Genomic DNA, 16,899 nt, shown 5'->3' on the forward strand with positions numbered 1-16,899 from the left:
GAACCCGGATCGATTCCCGCGGACCGCTAACGGCCCGCAGACCGTTGTGGTGTGACGACGTGGTGTGACGACATAGTGTGACGACGTAGTGTGACGATGCGGTGCGACGGCCTCGTGCGATGACGCTCTCGGTTCTCCCCTATTGCTCCCGCTGAACCTTTACAGAGGCGTTGCGAGGGGCTGGGCCTTGCGGGGCCTGATGAGGACCGCGGCAGCGATTGCAGTGAGGGCGAGGATCGCGACGGACACGGTGATCGTTGTGTGGAAGCCGAGGAGGAAGGCGCTCTGCGCGGCGGCGTGGACGTCCGCGGCGAGTGCACCGCCGACGGTCGCGCTGAGGTGCCCGGCAGAAGCGACGGATTCTGCGGCGGCCGCCTGTTGGACCGCCGTGAGCCCGGGGACCACGGGGAAGGCTGCAGTGTAGGTCGCGGCGAGGATCGAGCCGAGGACGGCGATCCCGAGGCCGCCCCCGAGGTCATATGCGGTCTCTTCCACACCGGCCGCCTGCCCCACATAGTCTTCGGGGACAGCGGAGATGATGGTGTCGTTCGCCGCTACCAGCGCGACGTCCAGCACGAAACCGACGACCGCGAGTGACAGGGTGAACACGAGGAACTGCTCGCTGGCGCCCACGGTGAGGAGGGGGATCAGCGCGGCCGCCGCAAGACCCAGACCCGCACCGATCGCGATCCGGGTGCCGAATCGGTGCACGATGACGTGTGCAGACAGCGCACCGAAGATCGCGGCGATCGCCATCGGCATCAGACGCAGGGCAGCCTCGACGGGGGTGTACCCGAGGATGTTCTGCAGGTATTGAGCGAAGAGCAGGTCGAGTCCGACGATCGCGAACATGGAGAAGGCGACAGCGAGGACCGAGACCGTGAACCCTGCTCGTCCGAACAGCCGCACGTTCAGCAACGGCTCGATCCCGGCTCGTTGGCGCGCCAGCTGCCGTCGGATGAACCAGATCGTGCCGATCGTCGAGACGAGAAGCGACCCGACAGCCACCGCGTCGAGCCCGTACCGCGCGGCCTGCTTGATCGCGAAGACCAGCGCAAGGACCGCGATGATCGAGAGGATCACGCTGGGCACGTCCATCACGAGGGCCGCCGCCGAGCGGGATGGGGGGACGACCGCCCACACGAGGAGGAACACCGCCAGGGCGAGGGGAATGTTGATGAGGAACACGGCTCCCCACCAGAACGATTGGACGAGCAGCCCACCGATCAGCGGGCCGATCGCGGCGCCGACCGCGGAGACGGCCGACCAGATGCCCACGGCCCGGAGTCGCGCGGAGCGGTCAGGATAGGCGACTCTGAGCAGCGCCATCGTGGCGGGCATGATCATCGCCGCGCCGACCGCCATTCCCGCGCGGGCACCGATGAGCATCAGCGGAGTAGACGCGAACGCCGCGGGTACGGACATCACCCCGAACACGGCGAGCCCGATGAGGAGGAACCTCCTCCGACCGAAGCGGTCACCCGCCACTCCTGCTGCAAGCAACAGGGGTGCGATGACCAGAGGGTAGATGTCGACGATCCACAACAACTCTGTGGCGGACGGCGCCAGCGAGTCGGCGATCTGCGGGGCTGCCACATGCAGCACGGTGACGTCGATCACCACCAGGAACAGCGCCGCACATACCGCGAACAAGACGCCACCCGGGCGCCTGACCGCACTCATTGCGCCTCCCCCGACGATCCGATCGCCGCAAGGCCGCCCTCGCCCGATCGGACCCGACTACTCATGGAGGGTGCCTCCACGAGGCTCACAACGCACACCATATCCGACGCCCTCTCTCACCGGCAGTGGACAAGTGGGGCAGCGTTGCGCCCGCGCCCCACCCTGCCTCTCAGGACGTCGCGAGAACGTCCTCGAGCGTGTCGATCTCTACCGTCTGCGTCGCAATGATCTGCTGGGCCAGAGCCACCGCATCCGGGTTCTGGCCTTTCTGGATCTCGCCCCGCGCCATGTCGATCGCCCCGCGATGGTGATCGATCATCTGCGCCACATACAGACGGCCCGCCTCGTCGCCGACGGCGGTGTCCAGGGCCCGCATGTCACCGTCGGACATCATGCCGCCGCTATGGCCCATGTCGGTGCCGGTCGGGAGGTCAGACGCTTCGGCGCCCCAATCGGCGAGCCAGTTCTCCATCAGATCGATTTCCGGCTGCTGAGCCGACACGACCTGCTCAGCGAGCGCGACGATGCGCTCATCCACGCCCTCCTTGCTCAGCAGGGCGTCGGACATCTCCACCGCCTGGACATGATGCGGGATCATCATGCTCGCGAACATGATGTCAGCGGCGTTGGCGTGAGCGGGACCGGAATCCGATCCCGCGCAGCCGGCGAGAGCAAGGACAGCGGTGAGAGTGATCGCGGCAGTCGCCGCGGCACGGGTCTTCATCAGGTGTTCTCCAAAGGGTCGCCGAAGATACCCGGCTCGGGTCGAGCTGGGATGCGAGGGGGCGCGCCGGCCGCGGCTGGCCGGCTCGCGCATCAGGTGCGACTGATGCAGAGAGAGATCATCGACGGCGGCGACAGGGCCCGACCCTGCGCCCCTGACATCGACACTCAGCGCCCATCAAGGACATCTGCCTCCCTCTCCAACAATCAGCGTAACGACGCCGCGACGGCTCCGGAGAGGCCTGTGGATAAGTCCTTCCCCCGGTCAGTCGAAGGGGATCCCGAGGGCGCGCGCACCCCGCGCGACGGCGTCGACCGTGCGGCGCACCGCCTCAGCATCCGTCCCGCGATTGCTGACCGAGAAGCGCACGACAGCCCGTCCGCGCCACGTCGACGACGACGCCCATACCGTTCCTTCGGCTCGCAGCCAGTCGCCGAGGGCTGCGGTCGCCGCGTCGTCCGACGCGGCCACGCAGACCTGGGTGAAGACGACGTCGTTGATCACGTCGATGCCGGGGATGCCTCTGAAGCCGTCGGCGAGCGCGGACGCTGCCTCGACCAGACCATCGACCAGGGCGGCGACACCGTGACGGCCGAGTGTGCGCAGGGCCGCCCACACCGGGATGCCCCGCGCGCGACGCGAGAGCTCGGGCACGTGGTCCCACGGGTCTGCGACGCCCTCCGCCGCGGGCAGGTACGCGGCGCGTGCGCCGAGCGACGAAGACATCGCCGCCTCATCTCGCACGATCGCCACCCCGCAGTCGTACGGCACGTTGAGCGTCTTGTGCGCGTCGGTGGCCCAGGAGTCCGCATCGCGAAGTCCTGCCACAAGGTGTGCGAGGGTCGGGGTCGCCGCCGCCCACAGGCCGAACGCGCCATCGACGTGCACCCAGGCACCTGCCGCGCGGGCGACGGCGATCGCCCCGGCGAAGTCGTCGAACGATCCCGAGTGGACGTCGCCGGCTTGCAGGGACACGATCGAGGGTCCATCGTCCCCGGCGAGTGCGCGTGCGAGCCCGTCGACGTCGATGCGGCCCTGGTCGTCGGCCCCCACGGTGACCGGGGCTCCCAGGCCCGCCATGCGTCCCGCCAGGACGACGGATGTGTGCACCGCTCCCCCGGCAAGGAATCGGATGGCCGGGCCACCCTGGATTCCCTGCACTGGATCGTGGCCGTGCGCCCGCAGAACCGCATCGCGCGCCGTCACCAGGCACGCCATGTTCGCGCTCGTCGCTCCCGTGGCGAACCCGACGCCGCTCGTTGCGGGCAGTCCGAGCGCCTCGAGCAACCACCCCGCGGCGACTTCCTCGACGGCGGCAGTACCCGGCGTCGACTGCCGGGATCCGGTGTTCTGGTCCCAGGCGGACACGAGCCAGTCCGCGCCCAGGGCTGCCGGGTAGGCACCACCGATCACGAAGCCGTAGAAGCGAGACGAGCCCATGGCCAGCAGGCCGGGCTCGACGATGGCGGCGAGTTCCTCGACGACGGCCGGAGCATCCCGACCATCGTCCTGCCACTCTCGGTCGACGGCGGCGAGGACCGCGTCGACATCGGCCTCCGGTCGGATGGGGCGGGAGTCGACCGAGGCGAGCCATGCGCGCGCGTGCCTCTCCGCCGCGCCCAGAGCCGGTCCGTACTCGTTCGTCTCGTCATTCATCCAGACACCTCCGCAGGGGCGATCATCCGCCTCGCATGGCCCGGACCGCAACCCTGCCGTCAGGCGCGGATCAGCTTGACCGTCAGCGAGTCGACCAGGACCGCGACGCGGTCATCCGACGCCCATCGTTTCGCGAGCCGGCCGAGGACCGCATCGAGCTCTTCCTGGTCGAGTCCGTGGATCAGCTCGAGACGCACGACGAGCTCGGGACCGCGCAGGCGTGACAGCGGGTCACCGGTCTCCACCGCGAGGTCGAGGACGGCGAGCTCGCCGGCGACGCTGTGCTGCAGGCCGAGGAACACCTCGGGCGACACGTGCGCGGGCTCCCACGGCAGGCCCTGCGCGATCGCCCACACGGCCGGACGACGGATGACGAACTCGGTGTCCGAGCCCGGGTCGATGACGATCAGATCGGTGTCGTCGGCCGACGCGGCCAAGGCGGTGCGCACACCGTCGGCAGGAACCGGCCGGGCCGCAGCATCCCATCGACCGAGCGCCGCGACGGAGGTGAACACCGGAAGCACCGCGCGGCCGTCCGGGGCAGCGACCGTGACGATCGACAGTTCCTGCGTCTTGTCGACCTTCAGCCCGTGCGCACCGACGCCCTCGTCGCCCTTCTCGGCGACGAGAGGAATGAGGAGGCGAGCGAGGCGGTAGGCATCCACCACGGCCACCGCACTGCCCTCACCGCGCTGGAACGCCTCGAGGGCCGAGAGGAGCGCCGGGTCGGCAGAGCCGTCGTCGGACGCGTGCGCATTGGGTTCGAAACTCCGACCTGCCCATGGCACCCCGGCGGAGTCCGCCGGATGGGTTGCGTGGCCGGATATCCCGCCGACGGGCGGAGTGTCGCCGGGATCAGTGTCCGGCGACATCGAGCGCCTCGGCGAGGGTGAACGCGCCCGCGTACAGCGCCTTTCCGACGATCGCCCCCTCCACCCCCAGCGGCACGAGTTCGCGCAGGGCCGCGATGTCATCGAGGTTCGAGATGCCGCCTGAGGCGACGACCGGCTTCGGTGTGCGCGAGGTGACCTCGCGCAGCAGCTCCAGGTTCGGCCCCTTGAGCGTGCCGTCCTTCGTGACGTCCGTCACGACGTAGCGGGCGCAGTTCGAGGTCTCGAGGCGCTCGAGGACCTGCCAGAGATCGCCGCCGTCCCGCGTCCAGCCTCGGGCGGCGAGGGTGGTGCCGCGGACGTCGAGGCCCACCGCGATCACCTCGCCGTAGCGGCCGATCACGTCCGCCGCCCACTCGGGATTCTCCAACGCGGCGGTTCCGAGATTGATCCGCGATGCGCCACTCTCCAGTGCTGCCTCGAGCGTCTCGTCATCGCGGATGCCACCGGACAGCTCCACCTGGACGCCGCGCACCTGCTTGATCACCTTCCGCAGCACGCCGGCGTTGTTCCCACGTCCGAAAGCCGCGTCGAGATCGACGAGATGGATCCACTGCGCGCCCTGGCGAGCCCACTCGAGAGCCGCATCGACCGGGTCGCCGTAGTTCGTCTCCGATCCTGCCGCACCCTGGGTGAGTCGGACGGCCTTGCCCCCAGCGACGTCGACCGCCGGCAGAAGGACCAGTTCGGGCGTGGACGCGAAATCGTTCATGGATCCCCACGGTTCAAGTGAAATGCTGACCGGCGCACAGCCGCTCATGTGCGTGCGACTCGAGGTCAGGGCACGGCTTTAGAGAGTAGCCGCGCCGAGGCTGGCGATCCAATTGGAGAGCAGCCGGATGCCGGCAGCCCCCGACTTCTCGGGGTGGAACTGCGTCGCCGCCAGCGGTCCGTTCTCGACGGCCGCCAGGAAGGGGCCGCCGTAATCGCACCAGGTGAGCACCGGCTGAGGGAACGGCGGCTGCACCTCCAGCTGCCACTGCTGCACCGCGTAGGAATGCACGAAGTAGAAGCGCTCGTCTTCGATGCCCCGGAAGAGGCGTGAGCCGTCTCCGGCGTGCACGGTGTTCCACCCCATGTGCGGCAGGACCGGGGCGTCCAGTTCGGTGACCACGCCGGGCCACTGCCCCATGCCTTCGGTATCGACCCCGCGCTCCACACCCAGACCGAACAGAACCTGCATTCCCACGCAGATGCCCAGCACGGGGCGGCCGCCGGCCAGGCGGCGCTCGATCAGCTCATCGGCGCGGCTGCTGCGTAGCGCATGCATCACGGCGCGGAAGGCTCCGACACCGGGCACCAGCAGTCCGTCCGCTTCGGCCACGAGCCCGCGATCGGAGGTCAGGCGGGCATCGGCGCCCGCAGCGGCGAGGGCCTTGACCGCGGAGTGGACATTCCCCGAGCCGTAGTCGAGCACAGCGACCAGCGGCCGGGAACCGGCATCCCCCGCCGTGTCGGGCTCGGCTTCGCTCGAAGCTGGGCTCGAAGCTGCGGTCACAGGGCGCCCTTCGTACTGGGGATGCCCGACACGAGCGGATCCAGAGCCTTCGCCTGACGGAACGCACGTGCGAAGGCCTTGTACTCGGCCTCGGCGATGTGGTGCGGATCGCGGCCCGCGAGTACCCGCACGTGTACGGTCATCGCGCCGTTGAAGGCGATCGCCTCGAAGGTGTGCCGCACGAGCGAGCCGGTGAAGTGCCCGCCGATGAGATGGTGCTCGTAACCCGCCGGCTCACCCTCGTGCACGAGGTAGGGGCGACCGCTGATGTCGACGACGGCCTGCGCCAGCGCCTCGTCGAGGGGAACGAGCGCATCGCCGTACCGTGAGATGCCTGACTTGTCGCCGAGGGCCTCGCGGATCGCTTGACCGAGCACGATCGAGATGTCTTCTACGGTGTGGTGTGCATCGATGTCGGTGTCGCCCGACGCCCGCACGGTGAGATCCGTGAGCGAGTGCTTCGCGAACGCGGTGAGCATGTGGTCGAAGAACGGCACCGTGGTGTCGATGTGGCTGGACCCCGTGCCGTCGAGGTCCAGGGAGAGCTCGACGGTGGACTCGCTCGTGGAACGACGCAGCGACGCCGTCCGGTGCCCGGTCGACGCGGTCATGAGGCGGCACTCGTCATGAGGCCGAGTCTAGCGAGGCGAGGGCATCGAGGAATGCGGAGGTCTCGTCCTCGGTGCCCGCGGTGACGCGCAGATGCCCAGGAATTCCGACATCACGAATGAGCACGCCCTGGTCGTAAAGCGCTTGCCAGGTCGTGCGCGCGTCCTTCACGCCGCCGAACAGGACGAAGTTCGTCCATGATTCGTAAGGCTCGTAGCCGAGAGCCTCGAGCGTCGCCGAGATGCGGTCTCGCTGCCCGACGATGTCGTCGACCATCCGCAGCATCGTCGGAGCGTGGCGGAGAGCTGCGGTCGCCGCCGCCTGCGTGAGCGCGCTGAGGTGGTACGGAAGCCGGACGAGGCGCAGCGCATCGATCACAGCGGGGTCGGCGGCCAGGTAGCCGACGCGGGCGCCCGCGAAGGCGAAGGCCTTGCTCATCGTGCGCGACACGACGAGACGCTCCCGACCGGGCAGCAGAGTGAGGGCCGAACGCTCCTCGCGCGGAGCGAACTCGTGGTAGGCCTCGTCGACGATGACGATGCCGTCCGTTGCGTCGTATACGGCTTCGATCACGTCGATGCCCATCGGCGTGCCGGTCGGATTGTTCGGCGCGCAGAGGAAGACGACATCGGGAGCCGCGTCAGAGACTTGGGATGCCGCGTCCTGCGGATCGATCGTGAAAGCGTGGCCGCGCGTCCCCGCCACCCACTCCGCCCCGGTGCCTCGGCTGATCAGCGGATACATGGAGTACGTCGGCGCGAATCCGAACGCCGTCCGGCCCGGACCACCGAAAGCCTGCAGGAGGTGCTGGAGCACCTCGTTCGAGCCGTTTCCGGCCCAGATGTTCTCACGGGTGAGGCCGTGCCCGAGGTAGGTCGCGAACCCGTCGCGGAGCTCCGTGAACTCGCGGTCGGGATAGCGGTTGACTTCGTGGAGCGCCTGGGCGACGGCATCCATGATGTCGTCTGCGACCTCCTGTGGAACAGGATGCGTGTTCTCGTTGACGTTCAGTGCGACCGGAAGCGCGACCTGGGGAGCCCCATAGGGCACGAGCCCTCGGAGGTCGTCGCGGATCGGAAGGTCTTCGAGACGAGCGTTCACCCGTCCCATGCTAAGGCCGCGATGCCGTCGGACCGGCGACGGGCGATCAGCGGGAGGCGCTGTACTCGGCGGGGATCGCGAGCCTCTGGCCCGCCGAGACCGTCGCACCACCGAGCGCGTTGAGTCGCATGATCGCGTCGACGACGTCGCGGGGGTCGGCGTTGGGCGCCACCTCTTGCGCGATCGACCACAGCGACTCGCCGGATGCGACCGTGACCGTCTGGAACGAATCCGCCGACATGCCTGCGTCGCGCGATGCGAGCGCCGCGCCGCCCCCAAGGATCGCGAGGGACAGCGCGATCACGGCGGGGATCGCGGCGACGGCCGCGAGCAGGCGGCGGCCCCGCACCGTGAGGCGCAAGCGCGTGGCCTGCACGTCCCGCGAGACAGTGCGGGCGCGGTGGCGCCCGACCGGGCGTCCGATGGCGATCACAGTCATGATTCCTCCTGGATGGGCGAGAGATTCGCATTCGCCGATGCTGCAAGCGTGCTGTCTGCGAACTTCTCTTCCGAAGCTATCTTCGAATTGATAGGGTGTCAATATCGATTCCGCACGCGCGTCCTTCGAACACGACACGCGCGAGAGGTGCGGACGATTCGACGGGGATGCGGATACGGTTTCGATAAGAAGACCCCACCACGGGCCTCCGACATTCGAAGACGGATGCCAGTTCTCACCCCGTGGCACGAGACAGGAGCACGATCATGAGCGAGGCGACCTCACCCGCCAATGGGCGTGAAAGACCGCAGACGCGCAGGAGGAAGAGCCTCAGCGACAAGCAGCTCGCCATCCTCGAGGTCATCCAGCGCTCGATCGCGCGCCACGGCTACCCGCCGAGCATGCGCGAGATCGGCGACGCGGTCGACCTGAAGTCGCTGTCCAGCGTCACGCATCAGCTGAATCAGCTGGAGCTGAGCGGCTACCTCCGTCGTGACCCCGGGAAGACCAGGGCCATGGAAGTGCTCATCGACCTACCCGGCATGTCGACCGAGAATCCCGCAGACTCGGCGCCCATGGTCGGCGACGCGGCGATGGTCCCGCTCGTCGGGCGCATCGCCGCAGGTGTGCCGATCACCGCCGAGCAGCAGGTGGAAGAGATCTTCCCGCTGCCGAGGCAGCTCGTCGGCAAGGGCGATCTGTTCATGCTCAAGGTCTCCGGCGAATCGATGATCGATGCGGCGATCTGCGACGGTGACTGGGTCGTCATCCGCGCGCAGAACACGGCTGACAACGGCGACATCGTCGCGGCCATGCTAGACGGCGATGCGACGGTGAAGACCTTTCGTCAGCGCGACGGCCATACCTGGCTGCTCCCCCGCAACTCCGCATTCGAACCCATCCTGGGCGACGACGCGACAGTTCTCGGCAAGGTCGTCGCCGTCCTTCGCGCCGTCTGAGCGCAGACCACTCATCCGCGCAGGATGAAATAGCGACCACCGGCTTTGCGTGCTCGGCGATGACCGCTATAAGGGTGAAATGACCCTCGCCGACTCTGCCCCCTCGTCCCGCGACACCGACGAGCTTCGCGCGCGCCTGGACCGTCTGGAGGCGGAGAACGCGCGACTGCGGGCATCGGCGTCCGACGCGGTCGTGGCACCACGACGAGGGCGCGGAACGTGGCGCGCTTTCCTTTCCGCGCTCTGCATCGTCCTGGCCGCTGTGCTCGTCCCCATCTCGGTCGTCACGACGTGGGCGCGAACCCAGCTCGTCGACGAGAGCACGTTCGTCGCGACGTTCGCGCCGCTGATCGATGACCCGGCCGTCCAGTCGCTCATCGTGGACGAGACGACGACGGCGATCAACTCGTCCGTCGACTTCGCGGGCATCACGAACGATCTGTTCGACGGAATCGAGGGCCTCGGCCTCCCTCCGCGCGCCTCCGCGGCGATCAATCTGCTCCGGGAGCCCGCAGTGCAGGGACTCAACAGCCTGGTGACGACCACGGTCACGAGAGTGGTGCAGTCGGATGCTTTCGCCAGCGTGTGGCAGGGGGCGCTCACCGCGAGCCACCGCGGCCTGGTGGCTGCAGCGACCGGTGGCACGGCGAGCGGCGCGGTCACGGTCAGCGACACCGGCGAGATCGGCCTTCAGCTCGGACCCATCATCGACGCGGTGAAGCAGCGCCTGGTGGATCAGGGCGTCGGTTTCGCCTCGGCGATACCCACGATCAATCGCACCATCGTCATCGCCCAGAGCGACGCCCTCGCGACGATCAGTGTCGTCTACAGCCTCGCCGTCACGGTGGGCTTCTGGCTGCCTTTCGTGGCCCTCGCTCTCTTTCTGGCCGGCATCCTGATCGCCCGTCGGCGCAGCACCGCCCTCCTCGGCACCGGCGTGGGGATCGCGATCGGCGGTACGACACTCGCTGCCGGTTTCGTGATCGGCGGGACCGTCCTGGCGCTGTCCGCGCCGCAGCTCGGCATATCCACGGCGGCGCTGACCGCGATCTACGACCAGGTCATCGCCGCAGCCAAGCAGACCGCCGTCGTGGTGGCCGTCATCGGCGTCGTGATCGCAGTGCTGGCCTGGCTGGGCGGCAGGTGGCGAGGGGCGCAGGTGACGCGGCGCGCCGCGGGAGCGGTCAATGGGAGCATCCGCACCTCGCTGGCGGCGCGGGGCGTCGACACCGGTCGTTTCGGTGCGTGGATGTACGCGCAGCGCGTGCTGGTGCGCGTCGTGCTGGCAGTCGTGCTCATCGTGTGGCTGATGCTGCTGCGGCCGCTCGGCGCGGGCGACGTCGCCCTCGTGCTCATCGTCGGGCTGCTCCTCTGGTGGCTGGCGGAGCTCGTGCAGAAGCGGCCGAGTGAGAGTGCGCCGATCGAAGGGGACGACGGCGCCATCCTGCCGGATGCGGCGACTGAGCTCGTACCCGTCGGAGCGATGGCGTCACCGCAAGGCGACACGGCCGTCATCGAACCCGCCATCGTTGTGCAGGCCGCCGAGACCGCGGTGATCGATCACGACGCCGTCGTCGACCCGGACGCCGTCACAGAGCCAGACGCCGTCACAGAGCCAGACGCCGTCAGAGGGGTGGTCGAGCCGCTCCCGGCCGGCTCCCCTCCGGATGTCAGCGCCACGGGCACGACGGGCAAGCGCCCGCCGCGCCCGCGCGCCCCTAGGCGTTGACTTCGATGCGTTCCCGGGCCAGACGCGTCGCCTCGACCAGGTTGCGCAGGGACGCAACCGTCTCGGGGTAGGCGCGTGTCTTCAGACCGCAATCGGGGTTGATCCATACCTGCCGAAGCGGAAGCTGACCCGTAGCGCGCTCGATGAGTTCCTGCACCTCCGTCACCGAGGGCACGCGTGGCGAGTGGATGTCATACACGCCAGGGCCCACACCGTGGGTGAACCCGGAATCGGCGATGTCGTCGATCACGTCGCCGCGGCTGCGTGCCGCCTCGATCGAGGTCACATCGGCGTCGAGGGCGGCGATCGCATCGATCACCACGGCGAACTCCGAATAGCAGAGGTGCGTGTGCACCTGAGTCGCGGATGCGGCGCCCCCGGTTGCGAGACGGAACGATCCCACCGACCATGCAAGGTAGGCAGGATGGTCCGCCCTCTTCAGCGGGAGAAGCTCGCGCAAAGCGGGCTCGTCGACCTGGATGATCCCGATGCCCGCTGCCTCGAGGTCGCGGATCTCGTCGCGCAGCGCGAGCGCCACCTGGTCGGCGGTCTCGGCCAACGGCTGGTCATCGCGCACGAACGACCAGGCGAGGATCGTCACGGGCCCCGTCAGCATCCCCTTCACCGGCCGGTCGGTGAGATCCTGCGCGAACCGCGACCAGCGGACCGTGATCGGGGCGGGACGCGAGACATCACCCCACAGGATGGAGGGTCGCGTCGCGCGCGACCCGTAGGACTGCACCCAGCCGTTGCGGGTGACGGCGAAGCCGCCGAGGTTCTCGGCGAAGTACTGCACCATGTCGTTGCGCTCGGGCTCGCCATGCACGAGCACGTCCAGACCCAGTTCCTCCTGGAGTCCGATGACGGTGGTGATCTCCAGCCGCAGGAGGTCCTCGTACTCCGCCGTCGTGAGGTCGCCCCTGTCGTGTCGCGCCCGGATCTGCCGGATGTCCGCCGTCTGCGGGAACGACCCGATCGTCGTCGTGGGCAGCGCCGGGAGTGCCAGTGTCGCGTCCTGCGCGATCCGACGCTCGGCGTACTCCGCGCGCACGAAGTCTGCGGTGGTGAGAGCGGCCTGACGCGCGCGGATGCGCCCGTCGCTCACACCGGGGGCGCCGCGCCGGTCGTCGAGAGCACCGGATGCCTCGGCGAGCGCTGCAGCGATGGACCCGGCTCCCTCGCGCAACCCGCGGGCGAGCACCGCCACCTGCCCGACCTTCTGGTCGGCGAACGCGAGCCATGATCGAAGACGAGGACAAAGATCGGTCTCGACGGCGAGATCGTGCGGAACGTGCTGGAGAGAGGTGGACGTCGCGACGGCGACCGCCCCGGCGCCCAGTGTCCGAAGTTCGTCGAGGCGGCTCCACGCGCCGGCGAGGTCGCCCCGCCACACGTTGCGTCCGTCGATCACTCCCGCGACGACGGTTTTGCCCGCGAGTCCTGGAGTCGCTGCCGGCACGGCTCCGCGGGTGAGGTCGATCGCGATCGCCTCCACGGGCGCGGAGGCCAGCACGGCCCACGCGTTCGGGCTCAGCTGCGCATAAGGGGCGGCGACGAGGATCGCGGGTCGATCGGTCGCCGCACCGAGCACGGCATAGGCACGGGCCGCGGCATCCGCGAGTTCGCGCGCGTCATCCGGGAGGGTCTCGCTCACCAGAGCGGGCTCATCGAGCTGCACCCACTCGGCGCCGGCGTTGCGCAGCGCGGCGAGGAGCTCGACGTATACGGGCAGCAGGTCCTCCAGGCGCTGAAGGGGCGAGAACCCCGCGGGTGCCGCATCCGTGGCCTTCGCCAGGGCGAGCAGGGTCACTGGCCCGACGATCACGGGGCGCGTGACGTAACCCTCGTCGCGCGCTTCGGCGACCTGGTCGGCGAAGCGCGTGGCGGAGACGGCGAACACGGTCTCCGGACCGATCTCGGGAACGAGGTAGTGGTAGTTCGTGTCGAACCACTTCGTCATCTCGAGCGGCGCGTTCTCGCCATCGCCGCGCGCCGCGGTGAACGCTGCGTCGAGCCCGATGGCGCCGTCGTCGTCGCGCAAGCGGGCGAACCGGGCGGGGAACGCCCCCACCGCGACGGCGGCGTCGAGCACCTGGTCGTAGAACGAGAACGATTCGGGGATGGACGAGTCCGTCGTGCCGAGACCCAGCGCGACGAGGCGCGCCCGCGTGGAGCGGCGGAGGTCGGCAGCGATCCGCTCGAGCTCGACGAGCTCGAGCGACCCGGCCCAGTACGCCTCGACCGCGCGCTTGAGTTCGCGGGCGGGGCCGATGCGGGGATACCCGAGGATCGTTCCCACCGGGAAGGAAGGGGATGGAGCGGTCATCGTGCGAACTCCTGTTCGGGAATGGAGGGGATGATCTCGGCCTCTCGGAGCACCGCGAGCACCGTGTCGTGATTGTTGAAGGCGTAGAGGTGGATGCCGGGGGCACCACCGGCCACCAGCTCGGCGGCGAGCCGGGACGCGTGGCGGATGCCGACCTCGCGCCGGCCCTCCGCGGTCGGCTCGACATCGAGGTCGATCGCGAGATCACTGGGCAGCGCCTCGCCGCTCAGCTCCAGCACGCGCCGCAGCCGCTGCGGCGAGGTGATCGGCATGAAGCCGGGGAGGATCGGGATCGTCACACCCGCGGTGCGAGCGCGTTCCACGAAGCAGAAGTAGTCGTCCGCGTGGAAGAACAGCTGGGTGATGGCGAACGTCGCACCCGCCGCTTCCTTGGCGAGCAGCGCATCGATGTGCTCGAGGGGGTGGCGTGACCGCGGGTGCCCGTTCGGGAATGCCGCCACCGCGATCTGCACCCGCGGACGGCTGTCCACGCGCGCGGCACCGGGCAGTCCCGGGATCGTGGATTCCCGATAGGGCGCGCGCTCGGCCTGGACGCGGTCGATGAGCTGCACGAGCTGAGCCGCGCTCTCGAGGTCGCCGATGCCGCTGTCGCCACTCAGCGGCGGGTCGCCTCGGAGTGCGAGGAAACTCGTGATGCCGGCATCCAGGAACTCCCGAATGAGAGCTGTCGCCCCCGCATAGGTGTTACCGACGCACGTGAGGTGGGCGAGCGGCTCGACGGACGTGTAGGAGCGGATGTGACGGAGCAGCTCGAGCGATGATCCTCCCGACGAGCCGCCGGCACCGAAGGTGACCGACAGGAAGCGGGGAGAGACCGCCGCGAGCGCGTCGATGGTCGCATGGAGCGCGGCGGCGCTCTCCGCGGATCGCGGAGGGTACAGCTCGAACGAGACGGGTACGCGAGGTGCGCGAGCGCCGTCGTGAACGGACATGTCGTCATCCTTGGAGTCGTGTCGAGTAGCCGGTGGGCCGCGAGCCGCACCGAGGTGCGGAGTGATCGCGGGCGGGTGCCGGGCTCGGCTGTCGCTCCTGCCCGGGATTCCTTGCGGGATCGCCGGACGTTGCGTCGAGGCTACCTGACGAAACGCGCGCAATATGCGATCTGTGACGTCCCGTGTCGGGGTACATACCTCTCGATGCATATGCTCATAGGGATGTGTCGAACCGTCCTCTGGAAGCGTCAGAACCGCGCCGAATCCCCGCCTTCGGGCGAGACACCGCCGGGAGGAGACCCTCTTTCTGTGGACGCACCGGCCCCGCGGGCAGCACTGCTCCCGGCCGTTCGACCGATCCGGAGATCAACGGGTCGGCATACGGTGGACATATGACAGAGCACCTCCCCTACGGGTCCTGGCCGTCCCCGCTCACGGCTGAGGCCGTCGCCTCCGCATCGCCGAGGATCGAGGGGGCTCGGTTCGTGGGAGGCGAAGTCTGGTGGGGCGAGACGATCCCCGGCGAGGGCGGCAGGACGTCGGTGCGGCGTCGCACGGCGAGCGGTGACGTGGACGACCTTCTGCCGTCTCCGCACAGCGCCCGCTCGAGAGTCCACGAGTACGGAGGCGGCGCGTGGACGGCGGCCGACGACGGCCGGCTCTTCTTCGTCGAGAAGGCGGACCAGCGCGTCTGGCTTCGCGAACCGGGCGGGCAGCTGCGTGCGCTGACGCCGGAGACCGTTGACACGCGCTTCGGCGGGCTGTCCTGGCAGCAGGGCGTCCTGCTGGCCATTCGCGAATCGCACGAGGCTCCTGGCGGGGAGCGGGCGATCCCGCAGCGAGACATCGTCCGGATCGGCGTGGGCGAGAAGATCGAGATCACCTGCGTCGCGTCGGGGAGCGATTTCGTCGCCCAGCCGGCTCTGTCACCGGGCGGGCGGATGCTCGCGTGGATCGCGTGGGATCACCCGGACATGCCGTGGGACCGCGCCGAACTGAGGGTCGGCGCCCTCCAAGACGGTGTCGTCAGGGAATGGACCACCGTCGCAGGCGCAGATTCCTCCGCGCTGCAGCCCGTCTGGGCGGGGGCGGACGAACTGCTGTACGCGGACGACCCGACCGGGCGATGGAATCTCTGGAGGGCACAGGTACCTGCTCCGACCGCTCATCCCATCGAAAGCCATCACGTCCAGAGCGCGGATGCCGACACCGGCGGCCCCCTCTGGGTTCTGGGTGCGAAGTGGTTCGCCCACCTGGAGGACGGACGCATCCTCGCGGTGCGGACACAAGGATCGGATGACCTGGTGGTGATCGGGCCGGATGGTGTGATCTCGCTTCTTGCAGCGCCGCCCACGTCCGGCATCACTGTCGAAGACGTGCGCGGCACGCGCGTTCTCATCGCCGGAGCGGGAGTCGACGCTCCTCCCGGTCTGTGGGAGATCGATCTGGACCGGCCCACGGAGATATCGCTGGTGCGAGGCGGCGAGTCCCCCTGGGGAGCCGACTGGATGCCGCATCCCCGCGCCCTCTCCACCCCCGGCCCTCGGGGCCCGGTGCATGCGTTCGCCTACCCGCCGACGAATCCGCATGTCGCGGGCCCGGAGGACGAGCTCCCGCCCTACATCGTCTTCGTGCACGGTGGACCGACCGCCCACGTGGGCGGCGCCGCATCCGATCGCATCGCTTACTTCACCAGCCGCGGGATCGGCGTCCTCGACGTCAACTACGGAGGCTCCAGCGGCTACGGGCGCGAGTACCGCGAGCGCCTGCGCGGGCAGTGGGGAATCGTCGACGTCGAGGACGTCGCCGCAGCAGCACGCGGGCTCGCGGCGGAGGGTTTCGCCGACCCGGCGCGCATCGCGATCGACGGAGGCTCGGCAGGAGGGTGGACCGTGCTCGCCGCCGTGGCCAACACCGACGTCTTCGCCGCGGGGATTTCGCGATACGGCGTGGGCGACGCCAGAGCCCTTGCGGCCGACACCCACGACTTCGAGGCGCGCTACCTCGATGGGCTGATCGGGCCGCTGCCTGAGGCCGAGGACGTGTACATCGAGCGGTCGCCGCTGACGCACCCAGAGCGGTTCACCGTGCCCCTGCTGCTCCTGCAGGGCGCGGACGATGCGGTCGTCCCACCGGCGCAGTCCGAGAGCATCCGCGACGCACTCGCCGCTCGCGGGGTTCCGCACGCGTACGTTCTGTACGAAGGGGAAGGCCACGGCTTCCGCCAGGCCAAGACCCTTGTGCACGCCTATCAGACGCAGCTCGCGTTCCTCGGCGCCGTCCTCGGCTTCGAGCCGGACGACGTCGCACCGCTCCGGCTCGACTGACGCCG

The 16,899-nt window shown here is 69.2% G+C and carries 14 protein-coding genes; 3 read left to right on the plus strand and 11 right to left on the minus strand.

What is annotated here, in order from left to right:
* Positions 1–159 precede the first annotated feature (159 nt).
* The 9 genes from F6B43_RS05175 to F6B43_RS05215 form a co-directional block, all read right to left on the minus strand.
* Positions 160–1,683 (minus strand): MFS transporter, encoded by a 1,524-nt coding sequence (locus F6B43_RS05175; protein WP_150447779.1) that lies wholly within the window; start codon positions 1,681–1,683, stop codon positions 160–162.
* Between the two features lie 169 nt (positions 1,684–1,852).
* Positions 1,853–2,500 (minus strand): DUF305 domain-containing protein, encoded by a 648-nt coding sequence (locus F6B43_RS05180; RefSeq protein ID WP_343030074.1) that lies wholly within the window; start codon positions 2,498–2,500, stop codon positions 1,853–1,855.
* A gap of 171 nt (positions 2,501–2,671) precedes the next feature.
* Complete coding sequence (locus tag F6B43_RS05185) at positions 2,672–4,063, minus strand: pyridoxal phosphate-dependent decarboxylase family protein (RefSeq protein WP_150447780.1); 1,392 nt, start codon at positions 4,061–4,063, stop codon at positions 2,672–2,674.
* Positions 4,064–4,122: 59 nt separating this feature from the next.
* The gene (locus F6B43_RS05190; protein WP_150447781.1) at positions 4,123–4,935 is read right to left on the minus strand and encodes an SseB family protein; all 813 of its coding nucleotides are present in this window, start codon (positions 4,933–4,935) and stop codon (positions 4,123–4,125) included.
* Positions 4,919–5,665 carry a bifunctional 1-(5-phosphoribosyl)-5-((5-phosphoribosylamino)methylideneamino)imidazole-4-carboxamide isomerase/phosphoribosylanthranilate isomerase PriA gene (gene priA / locus F6B43_RS05195; protein WP_150447782.1) on the minus strand — a complete coding sequence of 249 codons (747 nt, stop codon included), beginning with the start codon at positions 5,663–5,665 and terminating at the stop codon, positions 4,919–4,921. The genes F6B43_RS05190 and priA overlap by 17 nt, the downstream gene beginning before the upstream one ends.
* A 78-nt stretch (positions 5,666–5,743) precedes the next feature.
* The gene (gene hisH, locus F6B43_RS05200; RefSeq protein ID WP_150447783.1) at positions 5,744–6,451 is read right to left on the minus strand and encodes an imidazole glycerol phosphate synthase subunit HisH; all 708 of its coding nucleotides are present in this window, start codon (positions 6,449–6,451) and stop codon (positions 5,744–5,746) included.
* Positions 6,448–7,062, minus strand: a complete 615-nt coding sequence (gene hisB, locus F6B43_RS05205) for an imidazoleglycerol-phosphate dehydratase HisB (RefSeq protein WP_150447784.1) — start codon at positions 7,060–7,062, stop codon at positions 6,448–6,450. Before hisB ends, hisH begins: the two co-directional genes overlap by 4 nt.
* Positions 7,063–7,075: 13 nt before the next feature.
* Positions 7,076–8,170, minus strand: a complete 1,095-nt coding sequence (locus tag F6B43_RS05210) for a histidinol-phosphate transaminase (RefSeq protein ID WP_170285564.1) — start codon at positions 8,168–8,170, stop codon at positions 7,076–7,078.
* A 37-nt stretch (positions 8,171–8,207) separates the two neighbouring features.
* On the minus strand, positions 8,208–8,600 hold the full coding sequence (locus F6B43_RS05215) for a LysM peptidoglycan-binding domain-containing protein (RefSeq protein ID WP_150447786.1): 393 nt from the start codon (positions 8,598–8,600) through the stop codon (positions 8,208–8,210).
* A gap of 266 nt (positions 8,601–8,866) precedes the next feature.
* Here F6B43_RS05215 and lexA point away from each other — a divergent pair, with 266 nt between their 5' ends.
* Together lexA and F6B43_RS05225 are read left to right on the plus strand one after the other, a co-directional pair.
* On the plus strand, positions 8,867–9,559 hold the full coding sequence (lexA, locus tag F6B43_RS05220; protein ID WP_150447787.1) for a transcriptional repressor LexA: 693 nt from the start codon (positions 8,867–8,869) through the stop codon (positions 9,557–9,559).
* A gap of 79 nt (positions 9,560–9,638) precedes the next feature.
* On the plus strand, positions 9,639–11,288 hold the full coding sequence (locus F6B43_RS05225; protein ID WP_150447788.1) for a hypothetical protein: 1,650 nt from the start codon (positions 9,639–9,641) through the stop codon (positions 11,286–11,288).
* On the opposite strand, the gene metE is transcribed toward F6B43_RS05225, so the two are convergent.
* Both metE and F6B43_RS05235 read right to left on the minus strand, forming a co-directional pair.
* The gene (gene metE / locus F6B43_RS05230; protein ID WP_150447789.1) at positions 11,278–13,614 is read right to left on the minus strand and encodes a 5-methyltetrahydropteroyltriglutamate--homocysteine S-methyltransferase; all 2,337 of its coding nucleotides are present in this window, start codon (positions 13,612–13,614) and stop codon (positions 11,278–11,280) included. The genes F6B43_RS05225 and metE overlap by 11 nt on opposite strands.
* On the minus strand, positions 13,611–14,567 hold the full coding sequence (locus F6B43_RS05235) for a methylenetetrahydrofolate reductase (RefSeq protein WP_150447790.1): 957 nt from the start codon (positions 14,565–14,567) through the stop codon (positions 13,611–13,613). The genes metE and F6B43_RS05235 overlap by 4 nt, the downstream gene beginning before the upstream one ends.
* 392 nt (positions 14,568–14,959) lie before the next feature.
* On the opposite strand from F6B43_RS05235, the gene F6B43_RS05240 reads away from it, so the two are divergent.
* Positions 14,960–16,894, plus strand: a complete 1,935-nt coding sequence (locus tag F6B43_RS05240) for an alpha/beta hydrolase family protein (protein WP_150447791.1) — start codon at positions 14,960–14,962, stop codon at positions 16,892–16,894.
* Positions 16,895–16,899: the final 5 nt, after the last annotated feature.

Origin of the sequence: Microbacterium rhizomatis (assembly GCF_008710745.1) — a bacterium.
GTDB lineage: Bacteria > Actinomycetota > Actinomycetes > Actinomycetales > Microbacteriaceae > Microbacterium > Microbacterium rhizomatis.

Bases quoted from the DNA above. Each gene is read 5' to 3' on its own strand.
- F6B43_RS05175 (WP_150447779.1), bottom strand. From the start codon at position 1,683: ATGAGTGCGGTCAGGCGCCCGGGTGGCGTCTTGTTCGCGGTATGTGCG.
- F6B43_RS05180 (WP_343030074.1), bottom strand. From the start codon at position 2,500: ATGCGCGAGCCGGCCAGCCGCGGCCGGCGCGCCCCCTCGCATCCCAGC.
- F6B43_RS05185 (WP_150447780.1), bottom strand. From the start codon at position 4,063: ATGAATGACGAGACGAACGAGTACGGACCGGCTCTGGGCGCGGCGGAG.
- hisB (WP_150447784.1), bottom strand. From the start codon at position 7,062: ATGACCGCGTCGACCGGGCACCGGACGGCGTCGCTGCGTCGTTCCACG.
- F6B43_RS05215 (WP_150447786.1), bottom strand. From the start codon at position 8,600: ATGACTGTGATCGCCATCGGACGCCCGGTCGGGCGCCACCGCGCCCGC.
- F6B43_RS05190 (WP_150447781.1), bottom strand. From the start codon at position 4,935: ATGTCGCCGGACACTGATCCCGGCGACACTCCGCCCGTCGGCGGGATA.
- lexA (WP_150447787.1), top strand. From the start codon at position 8,867: ATGAGCGAGGCGACCTCACCCGCCAATGGGCGTGAAAGACCGCAGACG.
- F6B43_RS05210 (WP_170285564.1), bottom strand. From the start codon at position 8,170: ATGGGACGGGTGAACGCTCGTCTCGAAGACCTTCCGATCCGCGACGAC.
- metE (WP_150447789.1), bottom strand. From the start codon at position 13,614: ATGACCGCTCCATCCCCTTCCTTCCCGGTGGGAACGATCCTCGGGTAT.
- F6B43_RS05240 (WP_150447791.1), top strand. From the start codon at position 14,960: ATGACAGAGCACCTCCCCTACGGGTCCTGGCCGTCCCCGCTCACGGCT.
- F6B43_RS05225 (WP_150447788.1), top strand. From the start codon at position 9,639: ATGACCCTCGCCGACTCTGCCCCCTCGTCCCGCGACACCGACGAGCTT.
- F6B43_RS05235 (WP_150447790.1), bottom strand. From the start codon at position 14,567: ATGTCCGTTCACGACGGCGCTCGCGCACCTCGCGTACCCGTCTCGTTC.
- priA (WP_150447782.1), bottom strand. From the start codon at position 5,665: ATGAACGATTTCGCGTCCACGCCCGAACTGGTCCTTCTGCCGGCGGTC.